Origin of the sequence: Methanolobus sp. ZRKC4 (assembly GCF_045291305.1) — an archaeon.
GTDB lineage: Archaea > Halobacteriota > Methanosarcinia > Methanosarcinales > Methanosarcinaceae > Methanolobus.
The window spans coordinates 1,664,831-1,679,961 of the sequence record NZ_CP146983.1 but is presented as its reverse complement, the minus strand read 5'-3'; the positions used below and the strand labels follow the sequence as shown (position 1 = coordinate 1,679,961).

Here is a 15,131-nt window from a genome sequence, read left to right as displayed (position 1 = left end):
TACTGATTTCATCGAAATAGAGATGTCTGCTCACTAACAATCTAACAATCAAAAAAGCAATCAATAGCAACAATCAAAATAAATGATCCTAATGAAATTTACGTTTCAACTTTTTGTCAAGATTGTTATTGATAGCGTTTTTATCAGGCTGAATAGTTACGTTTCATTAAGCAAAACCTACAATGATCAATCATTATATATTGAGAATAATATACTGTAGTATGGATATTATATAGGTATTATCCTATTTATGATGAGAGTTTTAACTATGGCAACCTATGACGAAATACCCTTAATGGATATTATATCCACTAGTAGTGATGATTTCCTTTATTAGGGAAATCAGGAACGTCAAGAAATCCCTTTTTATCCTTTCATATTACTCCATAAAAATATGCTTTTGCTACAATTTCTATAAAAATTAGATACACAGTTGAAACTGCTGGAATAATCCCTAAATATTCTTATCCAGATTAATTTTTATCAGCCACGGTATGTACAATTTCTTTTACTAAAGTTTAAATAGAGTGTTATGCTAACAAATGACATGTTAACAATTATCATGATTTATTATAAACATTGAAAGGAAGGAGAAACATGCTTGGAATAGATGACCCACAAATATGGATTGCTTATATACTTTGTTTTGTAAGTGCCATAGGCTGCATAATCTATGGAGCCCTCAAATGGAACGATGACTCTGACGATGGAGAGGTGGCATAATGGTACTTAGCACACCTGTACTTGGAGTAATCATACTGGTCTATCTGATGATTATTTTTTATCTTGGATGGCTTGGATATTCGAAAACAAAAGAAACCGAAGATTATATGGTAGCAGGAAGGAAAATACACCCATACATTCTTGCACTGTCCTATGGTGCAACTTTCATCAGTACATCTGCCATAATTGGTTTTGGCGGAGCTGCCGGTGCTCTTGGTATGGGACTGTTATGGCTTGCTTTTATGAACATCTTTGTTGGGATATTCATAGCATTCGTAGTATTCGGTTCTAAAACCCGCCGTATGGGTCTGAATCTCAATGCAGTTACATTTCCTGAGCTAATTGGAAGACGTTTCCAGTCAAGGTTTATCCAGGGCTTCTCAGGAGCACTTATAGGCGTATTCATGCCACTGTACGCAGGAATTGTACTTATTGGAGGAGCAAGGTTCCTGGAATCAACCCTCAATATTAATTATGATGTTGCTGTGCTTATTCTTACTGTTATTGTCGCGGCTTATGTTATAACCGGAGGACTTATTGCAGTCATGTATACAGATGCCCTGCAAGGAAGTCTTATGTTCGTCGGAATGGCATTTTTACTTATATTTACTTATATTAAACTCGGAGGCATAAATGCAGCTCATTCGGCACTTACATCAATGAGTGGCATGGTTCCAGAAAGTCTTGCCAACGGGGGACATCTCGGATGGACAGCCATGCCTGCATTCGGATCACCCATATGGTGGACGCTTGTATCAACGCTTGTGCTTGGCGTGGGAATAGGAGTACTTGCACAACCCCAGCTTGCCGTCAGATTCATGACTGTCAAAAACGATCAAGCCCTCAATAGAGCCGTACTGGTAGGAGGACCATTCATACTGATGATGACAGGAGTGGCTTTCACAGTCGGTGCACTTTCAAATGTTTACTTCTTTGATACCCTGGAACAGATTTCCGTTGTAGTTGCCGGCGGTAATACTGACCTGATAATACCCGAATACATCAATAGCTCCATGCCTGACATCTTTGTTGTCCTGTTCATGCTTGCTTTGCTTGCTGCTGCGATGTCAACACTGAGTTCACAGTTCCATACAATGGGAACGGCTATAGGACATGATTTTTACCGGGAATTCATTAAAAAAGGAGATATAGGCCAAACGGTTAATATCACCAAGATAGCCATAGCCTTTACAATTCTTGTAAGTGTCATACTCGCATACATCCTGCCAATTAGCATAATTGCCAGAGCAACTGCAATATTCTTCGGGCTCTGTGCCGCTGCATTCCTTCCTACATACGCAGGAGCGCTCTTCTGGAAACGCATGACAAGGGAAGGCGCAATCGCCAGCTTGCTGGTAGGAACATTCGCCAGCTTATTCTGGCTTGGATTCGTGCACGCAAAAGAAGCAGTTCCCCTTGGAATTAGTAAAGCCCTATTCGGAGTTGACACGCTACTGACAGGCACATGGACAGTTGTTGATCCGATACTCGTTGCCACACCTCTGGCTTTCATTGCTGCAATCGTCGTAAGCCTGGCAACAAAACCAATACCAATGGATCATCTTGAGAATTGCTTTGAAAAATAAGGCCATTTTAATTGGGCACTGAATGCCCAATAATTCTATTTTATATCGATGACATTTTCCAATTTAAAATAAGCATGCTGTTTCCAAAAACTCCAGCCATTTATCAGTATAAAATATAACACAATAAAGATACTTTCTATTTTGTAGTATTGAATAAAATAAAAAAACAAATAGATTCAAGATTAAAAGATATAAAATTAATATTATTAATATAAAGGCAAAAGTCCTATGACGAGAACTAGAGGGGATATATGTTTTAATAATTATAATCGACTTTTGCCTAAGGTACATTCGACACGATGAAATATAAATCTAACCATAGGAATATTATAAAAGACTAAAATATTTTATACACATAGCCTTATAAAATAATGGAGCTGCCAATTTCCATGATTTCAACATCTGTATCAGACAATCTATTTACATAATTCTTAAAAATATTAGGATCCTGAGATATAATATCGAATGTATTGTAATGCATAGGAATTGCAATTCGAGGACCTATCATCTCAACTGCAAGCGCAGCATCCCGGGAATTCATGGTATACCGCCCTCCTATTGGAAGTATCACAACATCCGGGCGATAAAGATCACCTATCAATTCCATGTCTCTGAAAATACCGGTATCACCTGCATGATAAATAGAAATATTCCCTGCACGGATAAGAAAACCTGCTGCACGTCCCCCATCAAAAGTATGACCAGACTCATCTATTGAGGATGAGTGACGGGCATCTGTCATCGTAAAAAGGATACCTTCAAGGTAACTATTCAGCCTGATAAAAACACTATCAATAGCAATCTTGACAAAAAGTTGAGACCTACATTTTATTAGGATCATTAATTTTGATTGTTGCCATTGATTGCTTTTTTGATTCTTAGGTTGTTAGTGAGCAAACATCTCCGTTTTGATTAAATCAGTATCAATAGGCTAATTGTGGTAGGCTGAATAGTTACCCTTCAAGCTCAATAGAACCTCCGATATTCATTCCTTCAGTCAGTATTCCTTTGGATTTCAGATACTGGGAAAGTTCATGAATACAGACAACAGTACAGTCTGTCCTCTTTGCTATGCTAACAGTATCTCCGAGATGATCACCATGGCCATGTGTAACTGCAATGATATCAGGTTCAAGGTCTTCAGGTTGGACCGTAGCTGCCGAATTACCTGTTATGAAAGGATCTATAAGAACAGTGATCCCTGCAGCATCTATCTGGAAACATGAATGCCCAAGCCAAGTTAATCGGATATCATTCATATATCCCAGAATATGTCTGTCAGGATAATAGATTATCGGCAGGAAACTATAATTGTAAAAAAACCTAAAATAGAAATATATGGAAATTGGAATTGTTATTCACGGACCGGATGTTGTAGATTCCGGAATGGCAAAAATAATACTCGATAAACTGAATGATTACGGGAATATATCTGCCATAATGGCTGGAACTATTGGTAAAACAGCAGTTCTTGATGCACATCTTGAAGATATCATTGATATCCGAAAAAGCCTGAAGCCAAGCCGTTGTATAGAAGAGTTTTTCAAAACAAAGGATATCGTTATTCTGCTGAACCATGGAAAAACAACAAATAATGGGATTATTTTTGCAAATATAGTAGTTTCAAAACTAATTGACCGCAACATAAAACCATTTATCCACATTGAAAGACCCGGTTCTCCCGATGGAAAGATCGTACCGTGGAATTCAAGATCTATTGACTTTGCATTGGAAATGGCCAAAGTCACAGAACTTAAAATTACCGATGTACCTGACCTTATTATACCAATAAGCGTTGAAGACCATAATCATCGCATTATAAGGAACGTCTATGGTGTGCATATTGGAGAGAAAATAATGGTCAATGGAATAATTGTGGGTTTTGCACAAAGCGAAGATATACAGATAGTAACTGAAAATGGCTTTATTAAGAATATCAAGGGTGCAAAGGTCAAAGAACACGGACTCGAAAAGCTTCACAGATACGAACAGAAAATTCCCATTGACCTTAATGCATGCTGGGTGAAAAGCGGATCTTTGCGGGGCAATAACTTTTCTGTTCGCAAAAACATGACAGAGTTAAAATACATATTAAATGAAGAAAAAAATTCTCTGGATTCAGGAGATAAAATAAAAGCAGTCATAATTGACCATGAAGCTGAGAGGTCTTTTGAATTAGTTAAATGTGCTCAGGTTGCTGTAACAATCGGGGATGATACAACTGATCTTGCAGGGGATATACTTTACAGGCTTAAAATTCCCATAATAGGAATTACAGATGGGGATATAGACGGTTTTTCACATAACAAACACATATACCCAGGTTCTACTGTACTAAGATTGAAACCTGGTTACGATGATATTATTGGGAAAGAAATAAAAAATCAGGTTTTTAATGGAAAAGAGTCTGCTTATTTCAATTCCATAAACATCCTCAAGAATAAAATATTCGCAGTATCGAAAGAATGTTCCATTTTTAGAACAGATTATTAATTATTAAGTGTTTTAATTATGAGCATATATAACTTTAAATATAATAATTGCATACTATGTTGTAGAGCTCAAAATGAGCAAGATATATAATAAGGGGTTATTATGAAAGACTATGAAGTCAAAATACTGGATGACACAGACTATAAGTTCATTGAAGCTTTGAAAAGTCTGGGAATGTCAAGGAACGTCGCAACAACACTCACTTATCTCTCAAATGTAGATGAAGCATCCTCACAGGAAATTGAGATGAGCACCGGACTCAGGCAGCCGGAAGTTAGTGTTGCTATGAGACAGATGCGCGAAAGAAACTGGATTGATATCCACAACAAGAAAGCTGTTGGAAAGGGCAGACCTACTAAGATCTACAAGCTCTCCGCACCGGTTGAAGATATCATCAAGCACTATGAGCGCAAGATCATAGAAGATACAAAAACAACAATGGATGCCATTACTAAACTGAAGAACATCACACGTAAAATGTGATATCTTCATTTGTGCCCGGTAAATTTTAACCCTGTGATGCTATACACATTATAGTTAAGTTGCCGGACACGGCCATTCCATCAAATGGAACGGCCTGCCCTTCTTTTAAAATAAGGACCGTTTCCTGATTAATATCAAGCAGGTCCAATACTTTTTCATATGTAGTTCCACCCGGAACATTCAACTTTTTATTTGAAAGTTCCGAATTGATCAGTTCAATATCGAGGTCTATAGTCAATCTGTGGCCTCACCATCCGTGGACCTAAGGTCATCGAGGTTTTCTTGTAGCAGCTTTTCTTCTAATTCTACGTTTTTCTTTTCACCTTTTCTTTCATAACCTCTTTTCTGGAACTTTGACATACTAAAGCACCTCAAAATTAATCTGCTGCAATATGTATTAACCTTTTCGGGAATAAAGTCTTGAAATCCCGTTTAAATTAGAATAACAAAATATTGAAACTATTAATATTTACAGGATTATTTAGAAAGCTATAAATCCTACCCATGACAGTAATATTATACATAGCGATTAATAAAATGACTGCGACAAAGATTTAAATGGACACTAATAATCAAAATCAAACATTGGTAAATTTTCTCACCCTGATTGAGGAAACAAACTCTGTTTTTTGTTACGACACTGATTCAAAAGTATCAGAACTTACAGAGAAGACCATACAAGAGATGAAAAAGAAGGAACCTCTGCCAGTTATCAGAATCTATTGGAATGAAAACGAAAAAGAGAACTATGCAGATTTAGATAGCGTTGCTTCTATCCATGTATTCAGAAATTTTACCAGTGTCCTGATTAAAATTGAAAAATTAATTTCAAAGAGCAGACATCTGATATTTATTGAAGACCTGACTAACTTAAAGCATGAACAAAACAAACCATATATTAATTTTCTTTCAGTACTGCTTCGCAAAAGTAGAGAAAGCAAGAGTCCGGCAATAAGTATGATCAGCGCAGATGAAACAAATTCTCTAATAAGAAATGAGATCATGCAATTCTTTGAAAACACATTTGTACTGAAGAACAAAAGAATTAAAAAAATGAGTGATGATCTCATTGACATAAAGTATTATCTAAATGAAGATGGATTACATCTTGAACCTTACATGCAAAATGACATAAATAAAATAAAAGAGATATTCAGCCTGACCCAAGAAGAAAAAAAAGAACTTGACAAAATTGTAGGTCAGAGTATTGAAGAATACAGAACCTCTATGTAATTAGAGGCTTTGTTCTCTATTTAATTAATTTTTCTGCCACCATTTTTAATTGGGTGCAATATTCACAATCCGGATTGTCCTTCATAGGTATTTTTCGTGACCATGTTCTTGCTACGGACTCATCATAGGAGATAATTCCTAAAAGCTCTGTGCCAAGCTTCTTACTAAAGTCAGTAACTATCTCATTTATATCGTCTCTTTTTTCCAGTGGAATCCTGTTAAAAAGAAGAGAAGCGTGAGTACCCAGTTTAGCCGACATGCTTGATAACAAATAAGTACCTCTAATATCCTGAATATCAATTGTGGATATAATTGTCGCCTTGTCAACTATATTCATAGTTAGAAGACTGGACTTATTGATACCTGGACTGCAGTCGAACAGGAAATGATCGATGTCGAACTTTTTACCTATTTTCTTGACAAGTTCCAGCAATTTTTGCTTGGCTTCACCCGGAGTGTTGAACATGGCAGAGATATCCTCCTCACATGCTTTGGAAGGAACAATATAAACTTTAGTATCATCATACCTGTAAACGACATCGTCAGCACTGCAAGCACTCTGAAGAAAATCAATTAGCGTCATATCATACCTGATGTCGAATAACGAATGTATACCCGGTCCGTTTACATCAGTGTCGATGATACACACTTTCTTACCCTGCTGAGCCAGCATAATCCCAAGGTTCCCAACAAAAGTAGTCTTGCCGGTACCGCCCTTATAAGAATGAAAACTTAATAACATTGAACTCACCCAAGTAACCTGTCAAGTTTATTTTCGACTTCTTCTACTGCAGACCAATGTTCATTGTTTGTACTGCCTGTTTTTTCACTTAGTGAATAGTATATTTTTTTACCTTTTCGTTCTCTTTCAAGCCATCCAGCTCTATAAAGTTCATTAAGATACTTGTTTTCTATTGAACGGTGCCTTCCTGTTATCGCGCTAACCTCATCCGCTGTACAAGATTTTAGTTTGGAAACAGCAAATAAAGATTTGCGGATAGAATCAGGAACTGTGAGATAAACAGCCATTTTATCATTTACATGTGGGGAATTAGAAGATTCAAGCTCAGATATACGCAATTCAAGCGAATTCAAACGCTCGTTCATATCATCAAGATATGTTAAAATTCTATTGTTATTATGCAGCTCAGACATGATTATCAACATAAAGAAAGTGATTTTTATTTATATCCATTTAAATTGAACTGATAATATATAAAGTTGCTCAAATACGTTTGGCAATATCAGCTAATAAATATTTAATATTTTGTAACTATTCAGCCTGATAAAAACGCTATCAATAACAATCTTGACAAAAAGTTGAAACGTAAATTTCATTAGGATCATTTATTTTGATTGTTGCTATTGATTGCTTTTTTGATTGTTAGATTGTTAGTGAGCAGACATCTCTATTTCGATGAAATCAGTACCAATAGGCAAATCGTGCCAGGCTGAATAGTTACAATATTTTTTAGATTTACGACAAATTTATAAAATATCAAAGCGTAAACAAAATCAATGGAAAATAAGAGAACCCCATCATATATCAAAAAGCTTGATAAGCTTCTCCATGGGGGGTATATAAAGCCATCATCAATCCTCATTGCAGGTTCATGTGGAACAGGCAAGACAAACATGTGTATGCAATCATTGTTCAATGCAGCAGATCAGGGAGAAAAATGTGCTTATGTATCTTTGCTCTCAGAATCAGAAGATAAAATAATCCGGGCTTTATCCTCTTTTTCATTTTATGATGAAGATCTTACGAATGATAAAATAAAGATATGTTCCATTAGTTCAGATGTAGTTGCTAAAGGAGACTTTGCCATATTTGAATATTTAAATGAGAATATACTGAAACATGAAATATCACGAGTCGTCATAGATACTATAAATATTCTGGAAGATATTGAAAGTACATTTGATGAGAGACCATTCCATAAATGTGAATTAAGGTCCTTTATCCTGAATCTATTTCAGGAGTTCCATGAAGGTAACATGTTACTAATAGCCACCGCCGAGATACCTGCGTTAAGCATAAACTCTAGCGTATGGCCATACATGTTTGATACAGTGATTTCGCTTGATACTGAAAGTGAAGAAAAGACCGCACAAAGATATCTTGAGATCATCAAGGAGAGAGGAAGTGATTTTTCCATGGGAAAGCATAAATTCAGCATCACAGAAAATGGAATTATCCTTTAAATTCTTAGTATTAACAAATAATTCAAAGCAGTGAGCTTCAAATTAAAGTTGAAGATCCATGGCATTAAGTTCACGTTGGCTATGATTTTTTATAATATTATTAAGTTTCATCCGTACGTTTTTTATTCCTTCGTTACTCGTAAAGTGAGAAAGGACCTCTGTAAGTTGGTCAATCATAAACCGATAATCACGTTCAGTTCCTGAATCTCTTAATTTCTGCATTGCTGATTCAGCTGTTTTAGAAGTCCACTCATTATTTTTATAGTATAATTTGTCATCGACTTCAAGTTTTTTCCTGGCAACATCATTATTGACCCTAGCAAAGATTAGCTCCACAGTATGAGGATCTCCAACAAATTCATTCATGAATTGCATGATGTCCATTACAACTTCAAAATAAGGAATTTGAGGGTTCTCACACTCCTTGAACATCTGCGATAATTCCAGACGTATATTCCTTTCTGTAGGCTTAAGAATATGCTTTGTAATATTATCTATAGCAGCAACGCAATTTTCAATATTCATGTCATCGGATAGTTCATAAGTATTGCCAGGCAATACATTATATCTACCATAATATTTCAATAAATTCTTACGCAAACGCTGAACATCTAAATTTGCCAAAATATCACCTGGATCATAGTACCATTAATTAGCTATCAAATACTTTAATAAATAAATCCATTTCATGCATTAGATTATTATCCAGAAGTTCCCTTGAATTTTCAAAAAGAATCTGGAACTCACTGACATCTTCCTTTGATATAGACTTACCCATATTAGATTTAAACTTCAATGACTCATATTTGCCTATAAGCTCAGGCATAACTACTCGCGGATAATTGACAGCCATGGTCTTTAACATATTCTTAGCACGCGGATATGGAAGTATCAGATAATCCTTGTATCTGGAAGAAAGACCATTGTTACTTGGATTTAGTAGCTTGAATTTGAGTTTTTCTTTAAAGAAATTAGCGGCTCCAGAGTTATCAGGCAACGTTATAACGTTGGTTTTCAAGTGTTTGACAGCGATCGAGAACAACAAACGTCCTATACCCACATGCCGATGAGCCGGATGGATCTCTATACTCCTGAGCAGATGAACAGAATAGTGAATAATATTAGTTTTACCTCTGTAGGTCTTCTGCGTTTCGTCTGATATTTTTTCAAATCGTGCAAAACCCAGAAGTTGATCAGAACCCTGAACAGCAACAAAAAGGGAGTGACCAGAGTTTATTGAACTTTTCAACAGAAAGTCGTAGGGCATCCCAAACTTATTATGGAAATAATTGAAACCGACATTATTAGATTGTCCAATATCTATATTAAGCTGATCTATCGATGAGCCATTTTCCAATATACCATAGCTGACATTTCCAGCCATGTGCAGCATATTCAAACCTTCAACTAACATTTTTTATCATCTGATTTTTCAAACATTCATAATTTCTGTAACAGAGTAAAAAGTGTACCTTCCTTTTTTAGTGGAACTAACAAGTTGTTCCTGTTCCAGATATGCTATTACAAGGGATAACTTTTCAAAATCAATCGAAAATCCATTTTCTTGTATCTGTTTTTCAAGTTGCTTGAGGGTTGCAGAACCAAGAATCGATAGTTGACCGGTAATTGCATCCTCTATCGGAATTTCGGAAAGTTTTACAGGTTTTGGTTCTTCTGCAACACTTATGGGTTTTGGTTCGTCTATAAAATTTATGGATTTTAGCTCTTCTACAACATTTGTAGATTTCGACTCTTGTAAAACATTAAGAGTATGAAGTCCTTCCTGTACTTCAGATAAATCGACCTCGATTCCACTTAATCTTTGGGAAGTTACCATGCTCTCCTGAAGTTGTTGCTGTATTGTAGAGAACATATTTTCCACATTGGCTTTGAAAGATTCCATCTCACCAGATATTGTCAGTATTTCATCCCTGCCTGCCTTTGTGACCAGCATTTCCTCTATTCTGGATAGATCAGGAAGATCAGTGACTTCCAAAACACGGTTTTCTGCAGTAGGGAAGTCCTGAAATTCAGCAAGAGTTTTACTTAGCTTCTTTATTGCCTTTGTGTGCAGATTAACAGCCTTTGCTACACTCTTCATCTGTTCCCTGATCTCACCAAGTTCCTGGGAATTAGAAGCTGTTTCTTCAAGCTGGTTATTTTGCAATTCAGCTATAAAACTGACATTTTCCGTGATATTAGATATTTCATCCCTGAAGGTGTCAATCTCAGAAATAATCTTATCAATACGTCCTTCATGAAATACTACTTTTTTAATTGTGTATTCCCGGCTACCTGTTTCAACAAATGAGCGAAAATCCTGTGAATTATAGTTAGGAACATACTGGAAAAGTATTTTGAATAGTTCTATATAGGTCCCATGTATTTGTTTTACAGAAACTATTTTGGAAGATATAGCTTCAGAAAGACCTCTTATTACAAAAGAATCATCTTCAAACCTGAAAAAATCAATACCCGCACTGAACTGGCGTACACTGTCCCTGGCATCTTCCACCATCTCAGCAGCTTCACTGTCGCCATATATACCAAGCATGGCAGCATAAACATCATTTAGGGTTTTTGCATAGGTGATTTCGAGAACATCAGGAGGCACTTTTGTTGCATCAAGAGATTCTGCATTTACCGAATCCTCTGCTTGAACAACACGTTTCAGCCTTTTGGAAAACTGATTGAAATCATTTTGCAGTCGTTTCAGATCAGCCTCATTGGCTCTTGTTTGAAGATCATCCTCTATAGAAGATAGTAAATTTCCATTCGAATTAAGACTTTCATCCATTCTTGTTTGAAGCTCAGTGAACCTGTCCTCGAATGCAAGTAATCTGGATTCCATTTCAACATTGTGCATTTCAGCTTCTTTTAGCCTGGATAACGTAGCCTTATCTATTTCCTGAAAAGAAGTTTCAGGATTACTCTCTGAAGAACTTTCCAGGCTAAAATCTTCAGCAGAAACAGAATTATCTGAATTTTCAGTAATGACTATCAAAGAATTGGAATTATCAGACTTCAATTCACTTTCATTGTCAGGATTACACGCATTATCCAAATCACCCTTTTTGTCTTCAGTGTCAACTATCAGCTGATCCATATCTGTATCAGGAATGTCTTCTGGAAGTGCAACTGCACAATCATCTGTTTCCATTGATTCTTCCTCACCATAAATCGGGCTTTCCGAATTGCAGACTTCAGAGGCATATATTTCATCGTCCATAGCAGATCACCATATCATACAAATGATTCCAGTTTGTGCTTAATGTCCGGTATCCATTCAGCTTCACACATATCAGCAACATAATCACCATGCAGAGGACGTATCTGATCCCTTATGATCATCTCCAGAAGTAAAGGCCAGAGATCTTCGGTCATCCATTTGGGAGATGATGCTATTTCATTAAACGCCATTGCAAGTACCTGTTCAACTTCACCCCTGCCCATTACACCTGTTATCTTTTCCTTGATATCGGCAAGTATTTCCATGTTCTTTTTATATTCAGACGACTGGGTATACATTTCATTGAACACTATCTTAGACAATATACGCAACTCTGCAGCTACTTCTTCAGGATAGGTTGCCAACTGTTCTGCTGTCATAGGACGCTGTTCAAAGATATGCTGCATCACACTTTTAGCGATATCAATCTTGTTCATGTCTTCCGAAAGATCTGCCTTGCCGGTGAAAAGAGAAATCAAAAGGGCCCCTTTACCAACGGATGAAAATATCACGGTCCCGAAATCATACTCAATGACAGAACGGCGAAGGCCCATTGCAAGCTGCTGACTTACATGAAGCAGGTTATGGCTGATCAGGTTTGTTAGCTCAAAGATTTTAGGCCCGATGCTCTCCGGGATATATGAAGCATATATCCTGCCATCGGCACCTGCAAACATTATTACGTCAACCTCACTGGCCTTATAGGTCCTCTTTAACTGTGAGACCAGAGCAAATTTCAGAAGCGATACGTCTTCCAGATCATCCTTTGTCTTTTTGGCCACCAGCTTCACCGTACCTTATTATCGTTACTGTATCAATTCTTCCAGTTCACGAAGATCTTCGATCTCTATCAATCCTTCATCATCTGAGGGCAGTACATCCTCCGGCATAAGCTCGACATCTTCAACTTGCAGGGTTCCACCGGATAGTTCACCGATATCTAATGGGACTTCCGGAGAACTTTCTTCCTCTCCTTTCCTTTTTGCAAGATCCTCTTTGGTTAATGTATCAGTGAGTCCCTGTGATTCGAAGAATATCTGCAGTGTTTCTTTCGGTGAGAACGGATAGGACCAGTTTTCCTTTACATAAGCAAGACGTTCCAGTACTGTTTCATTTGCCCCGAGATCAGCTGCAGTCCTGATAGCCTTGTCGAATAGATCGTCATATTTGCGCATATCCTCTGCCGATACCAGTGGAGTGGTCCTGACAACAACACCTATACCCCGTACAAAAATATAGGGATATACTTCCTCTCCATGTCTTGTGGCACGCATTTTCACGATCTCAAGAGCCCTGTTGAAAGCACCACCAATAGGCCGGTAGGTAAGATGGACAGCACCGTCAGACATGTATATGGGTATGAGCACATCCTCACCGATAGTTTCACCGGGTGAAGCATGCTCCTCAGTTGTTATCAACACAGGACCCAATTGCTTCATCGTATAGAATAATTTAGTAATAATCTCACGCTGTTCCTGTTTGTCGTTGATAGCCCATGTAAGGGGAGTGAGGGGGTCAATAACAACACGTGTCTTAACAGAGAAGTTCTTATTTGCTTCTACAAGTGCCGGCAATTGCTCATCGACGAGTTTTACGAAATCCTTACCTTTGGAATGGAAGAAGAATAATTCTTTCTCATAGAATTTGTCAAGATTGAAACCAAGCATCCTCGCCTCACGAAGAATCTGTTCAGGAGGTTCTTCCATGCTGATGTACAAGGCATTTTCACCATGTTCCAGCCCGTAGGTAAGATATTGCATTGCAAATGTTGATTTTCCAGTACCACTTGAACCTACCACAAGCAATGTGGTATTATCACGAACACCTCCTTCGATGACCCTGTCAAGGCCTGCGATGCCAGTCGGTATTCTTTTCTCGCTGCTCATACCTGTTCCTCCGGAAATCCTAATTCATTTAAATTACCCAATTCCTTTATCGCAGGATTGGAATCCGATTGTAATGAACCATCTTCAATAGCAAGTATTACTGATTCATTACTGTCAAAGGGGAAACTTTTCTCAATATAGATTGATTCTATTGCAGAACCCATTACTAACATCCGATCACTAAGCTCAGTCCATCCTGTTTCATTTTTCTTTACAACATTTACTAAAAGAACATTGTTGTTCTTCTGGTCGATCCTTACACATTCGCCCCTGTAATGTGACTTATCCGTGACCACTCTTACAAATTCACCTACAAAATCTCCCAGGTGATTATTCAATGAAACTGACCTGTAACCTGACATTCATATCCCTACTGATTTTTTTTCATTTTTGCAAGAAGCTCGGCAAAACTATCTGTTTTTTTGGCTTCTTCCTGCAATTTTTGCGTTTCCTCGGAGACAGCCGGTTGAGGAGGTACAACCTCATCTTTTTGCTGGTCCTGCACTGTTTTGGCCATTACACCAAATGCACCACCAAAAGTACTATGTTTATCAGCAATTGAAGAGAGTTCTTCCTTGAGTTTCCAGGGAGGATCGAATACTTTTTCCTGAACATTCATGTTTCCTGCAAACTGCATGTAGGCATTCCCGATCTCAGACAACTTGCCATTGTCCAGTAATTTATACACTGTTAATGCTTTCACTCTTTCAATGAGTTCATTCTGTTCAACAGGCGGACGAACACCGGAAAGGATCATCTTGTCCTGCTCATCCAGCATTATCTGGTAGGCAGATATGGGCTGCAATGCCACCTTGAACTTGCATACAGGATCACCATTTTTGATGCATTCTATTTCCTCAACTGAACAGTCAAGCTCCAGCTCCTCCTTAAAGAACCTGTGCAGTGCATCTGTGGTAGCTACACATACCTTCTGATTGTTCAATGCAGGATAACAATTACAAATTGGATTATTCGGAACTGCAAAAATATAGTTCATCGGTGCATAAGAGATGAGTTGCATGTTGCCAAGACCTATTTCCCGGAAGAAATCCATGTGGAAACGGTAAAGTGAAGTAGCTCTTATCATCTCAATGGTGCTTGCCTTGAGGAAGTCTCTGGTTCCACCCCAGGGAACCTTACATCTGGGGAACCTTTCAGTTATGTTTTGCTGAACTTTAAGAAGTGTACCAAAGGCTCCCATAGACTGTGCAAAGCTGCCTTCAGACATAGCGGGCGGACCTCCCGCTGAATCAGTCATGAAAGGAGGAAGACCTGGGTCAGTCACTCAAAAGA

Annotated in this window: 19 protein-coding genes; 6 read left to right on the top strand and 13 right to left on the bottom strand. The window is 37.6% G+C overall.

Annotated features, from left to right (window positions below; all coding sequences use genetic code 11):
• Positions 1 to 597: 597 nt before the first annotated feature.
• Together V7O67_RS08745 and V7O67_RS08740 are read left to right on the top strand one after the other, a co-directional pair.
• Entirely contained in the window at positions 598 to 723 is a 126-nt protein-coding gene (locus V7O67_RS08745) for a symporter small accessory protein (protein ID WP_342305214.1), read from the top strand.
• Positions 723 to 2,309 (top strand): sodium:solute symporter, encoded by a 1,587-nt coding sequence (locus V7O67_RS08740; protein WP_406669885.1) that lies wholly within the window; start codon positions 723 to 725, stop codon positions 2,307 to 2,309. The genes V7O67_RS08745 and V7O67_RS08740 overlap by 1 nt, the downstream gene beginning before the upstream one ends.
• Before the next feature lie 361 nt (positions 2,310 to 2,670).
• On the opposite strand, the gene V7O67_RS08735 is transcribed toward V7O67_RS08740, so the two are convergent.
• A complete protein-coding gene (locus tag V7O67_RS08735; RefSeq protein WP_406669884.1) occupies positions 2,671 to 3,150 on the bottom strand; it encodes a metal-dependent hydrolase in 480 nt (159 codons plus the stop codon).
• Between the two features lie 112 nt (positions 3,151 to 3,262).
• On the bottom strand, positions 3,263 to 3,568 hold the full coding sequence (locus V7O67_RS08730) for an MBL fold metallo-hydrolase (protein ID WP_406669883.1): 306 nt from the start codon (positions 3,566 to 3,568) through the stop codon (positions 3,263 to 3,265).
• Between the two features lie 79 nt (positions 3,569 to 3,647).
• On the opposite strand from V7O67_RS08730, the gene V7O67_RS08725 reads away from it, so the two are divergent.
• Together V7O67_RS08725 and V7O67_RS08720 are read left to right on the top strand one after the other, a co-directional pair.
• Positions 3,648 to 4,802: a DUF2117 family protein gene (locus tag V7O67_RS08725; protein WP_406669882.1), complete on the top strand. Its 1,155-nt coding sequence runs from the start codon at positions 3,648 to 3,650 to the stop codon at positions 4,800 to 4,802.
• Between the two features lie 102 nt (positions 4,803 to 4,904).
• Positions 4,905 to 5,285: a transcriptional regulator protein gene (locus tag V7O67_RS08720; protein WP_406657692.1), complete on the top strand. Its 381-nt coding sequence runs from the start codon at positions 4,905 to 4,907 to the stop codon at positions 5,283 to 5,285.
• Positions 5,286 to 5,310: 25 nt separating this feature from the next.
• Here V7O67_RS08720 and V7O67_RS08715 read toward each other — a convergent pair whose 3' ends face one another.
• On the bottom strand, positions 5,311 to 5,523 hold the full coding sequence (locus V7O67_RS08715; protein WP_406669881.1) for a hypothetical protein: 213 nt from the start codon (positions 5,521 to 5,523) through the stop codon (positions 5,311 to 5,313).
• The gene (locus tag V7O67_RS08710) at positions 5,520 to 5,645 is read right to left on the bottom strand and encodes a hypothetical protein (protein WP_406669880.1); all 126 of its coding nucleotides are present in this window, start codon (positions 5,643 to 5,645) and stop codon (positions 5,520 to 5,522) included. The genes V7O67_RS08715 and V7O67_RS08710 overlap by 4 nt, the downstream gene beginning before the upstream one ends.
• A gap of 198 nt (positions 5,646 to 5,843) precedes the next feature.
• On the opposite strand from V7O67_RS08710, the gene V7O67_RS08705 reads away from it, so the two are divergent.
• Entirely contained in the window at positions 5,844 to 6,518 is a 675-nt protein-coding gene (locus tag V7O67_RS08705; protein WP_406669879.1) for a hypothetical protein, read from the top strand.
• 16 nt (positions 6,519 to 6,534) lie between these two features.
• Here the strand turns inward: V7O67_RS08705 and V7O67_RS08700 are convergent, their stop codons facing one another.
• Positions 6,535 to 7,260 (bottom strand): MinD/ParA family protein, encoded by a 726-nt coding sequence (locus tag V7O67_RS08700; RefSeq protein ID WP_342305229.1) that lies wholly within the window; start codon positions 7,258 to 7,260, stop codon positions 6,535 to 6,537.
• Positions 7,261 to 7,265: 5 nt separating this feature from the next.
• The gene (locus V7O67_RS08695; protein WP_342305230.1) at positions 7,266 to 7,673 is read right to left on the bottom strand and encodes a hypothetical protein; all 408 of its coding nucleotides are present in this window, start codon (positions 7,671 to 7,673) and stop codon (positions 7,266 to 7,268) included.
• 363 nt (positions 7,674 to 8,036) lie between these two features.
• On the opposite strand from V7O67_RS08695, the gene V7O67_RS08690 reads away from it, so the two are divergent.
• A complete protein-coding gene (locus V7O67_RS08690) occupies positions 8,037 to 8,723 on the top strand; it encodes an ATPase domain-containing protein (RefSeq protein WP_342305232.1) in 687 nt (228 codons plus the stop codon).
• 42 nt (positions 8,724 to 8,765) lie between these two features.
• Here V7O67_RS08690 and V7O67_RS08685 read toward each other — a convergent pair whose 3' ends face one another.
• The 7 genes from V7O67_RS08685 to V7O67_RS08655 are packed head-to-tail and all read right to left on the bottom strand — an operon-like array spanning position 8,766 to position 15,123.
• A complete protein-coding gene (locus V7O67_RS08685; protein WP_342305233.1) occupies positions 8,766 to 9,347 on the bottom strand; it encodes a hypothetical protein in 582 nt (193 codons plus the stop codon).
• Positions 9,348 to 9,375: 28 nt separating this feature from the next.
• On the bottom strand, positions 9,376 to 10,137 hold the full coding sequence (locus tag V7O67_RS08680; RefSeq protein ID WP_342305234.1) for a GNAT family N-acetyltransferase: 762 nt from the start codon (positions 10,135 to 10,137) through the stop codon (positions 9,376 to 9,378).
• A gap of 18 nt (positions 10,138 to 10,155) precedes the next feature.
• Positions 10,156 to 11,952, bottom strand: a complete 1,797-nt coding sequence (locus V7O67_RS08675; protein WP_342305236.1) for a hypothetical protein — start codon at positions 11,950 to 11,952, stop codon at positions 10,156 to 10,158.
• A 14-nt stretch (positions 11,953 to 11,966) separates the two neighbouring features.
• Complete coding sequence (locus tag V7O67_RS08670; protein WP_406669878.1) at positions 11,967 to 12,734, bottom strand: hypothetical protein; 768 nt, start codon at positions 12,732 to 12,734, stop codon at positions 11,967 to 11,969.
• A 24-nt stretch (positions 12,735 to 12,758) separates the two neighbouring features.
• Entirely contained in the window at positions 12,759 to 13,838 is a 1,080-nt protein-coding gene (locus tag V7O67_RS08665) for an RAD55 family ATPase (protein WP_406669877.1), read from the bottom strand.
• Entirely contained in the window at positions 13,835 to 14,200 is a 366-nt protein-coding gene (locus tag V7O67_RS08660) for a hypothetical protein (RefSeq protein WP_406669876.1), read from the bottom strand. Before V7O67_RS08660 ends, V7O67_RS08665 begins: the two co-directional genes overlap by 4 nt.
• A gap of 8 nt (positions 14,201 to 14,208) precedes the next feature.
• Complete coding sequence (locus V7O67_RS08655; protein ID WP_406669875.1) at positions 14,209 to 15,123, bottom strand: V4R domain-containing protein; 915 nt, start codon at positions 15,121 to 15,123, stop codon at positions 14,209 to 14,211.
• Positions 15,124 to 15,131 lie beyond the last annotated feature (8 nt).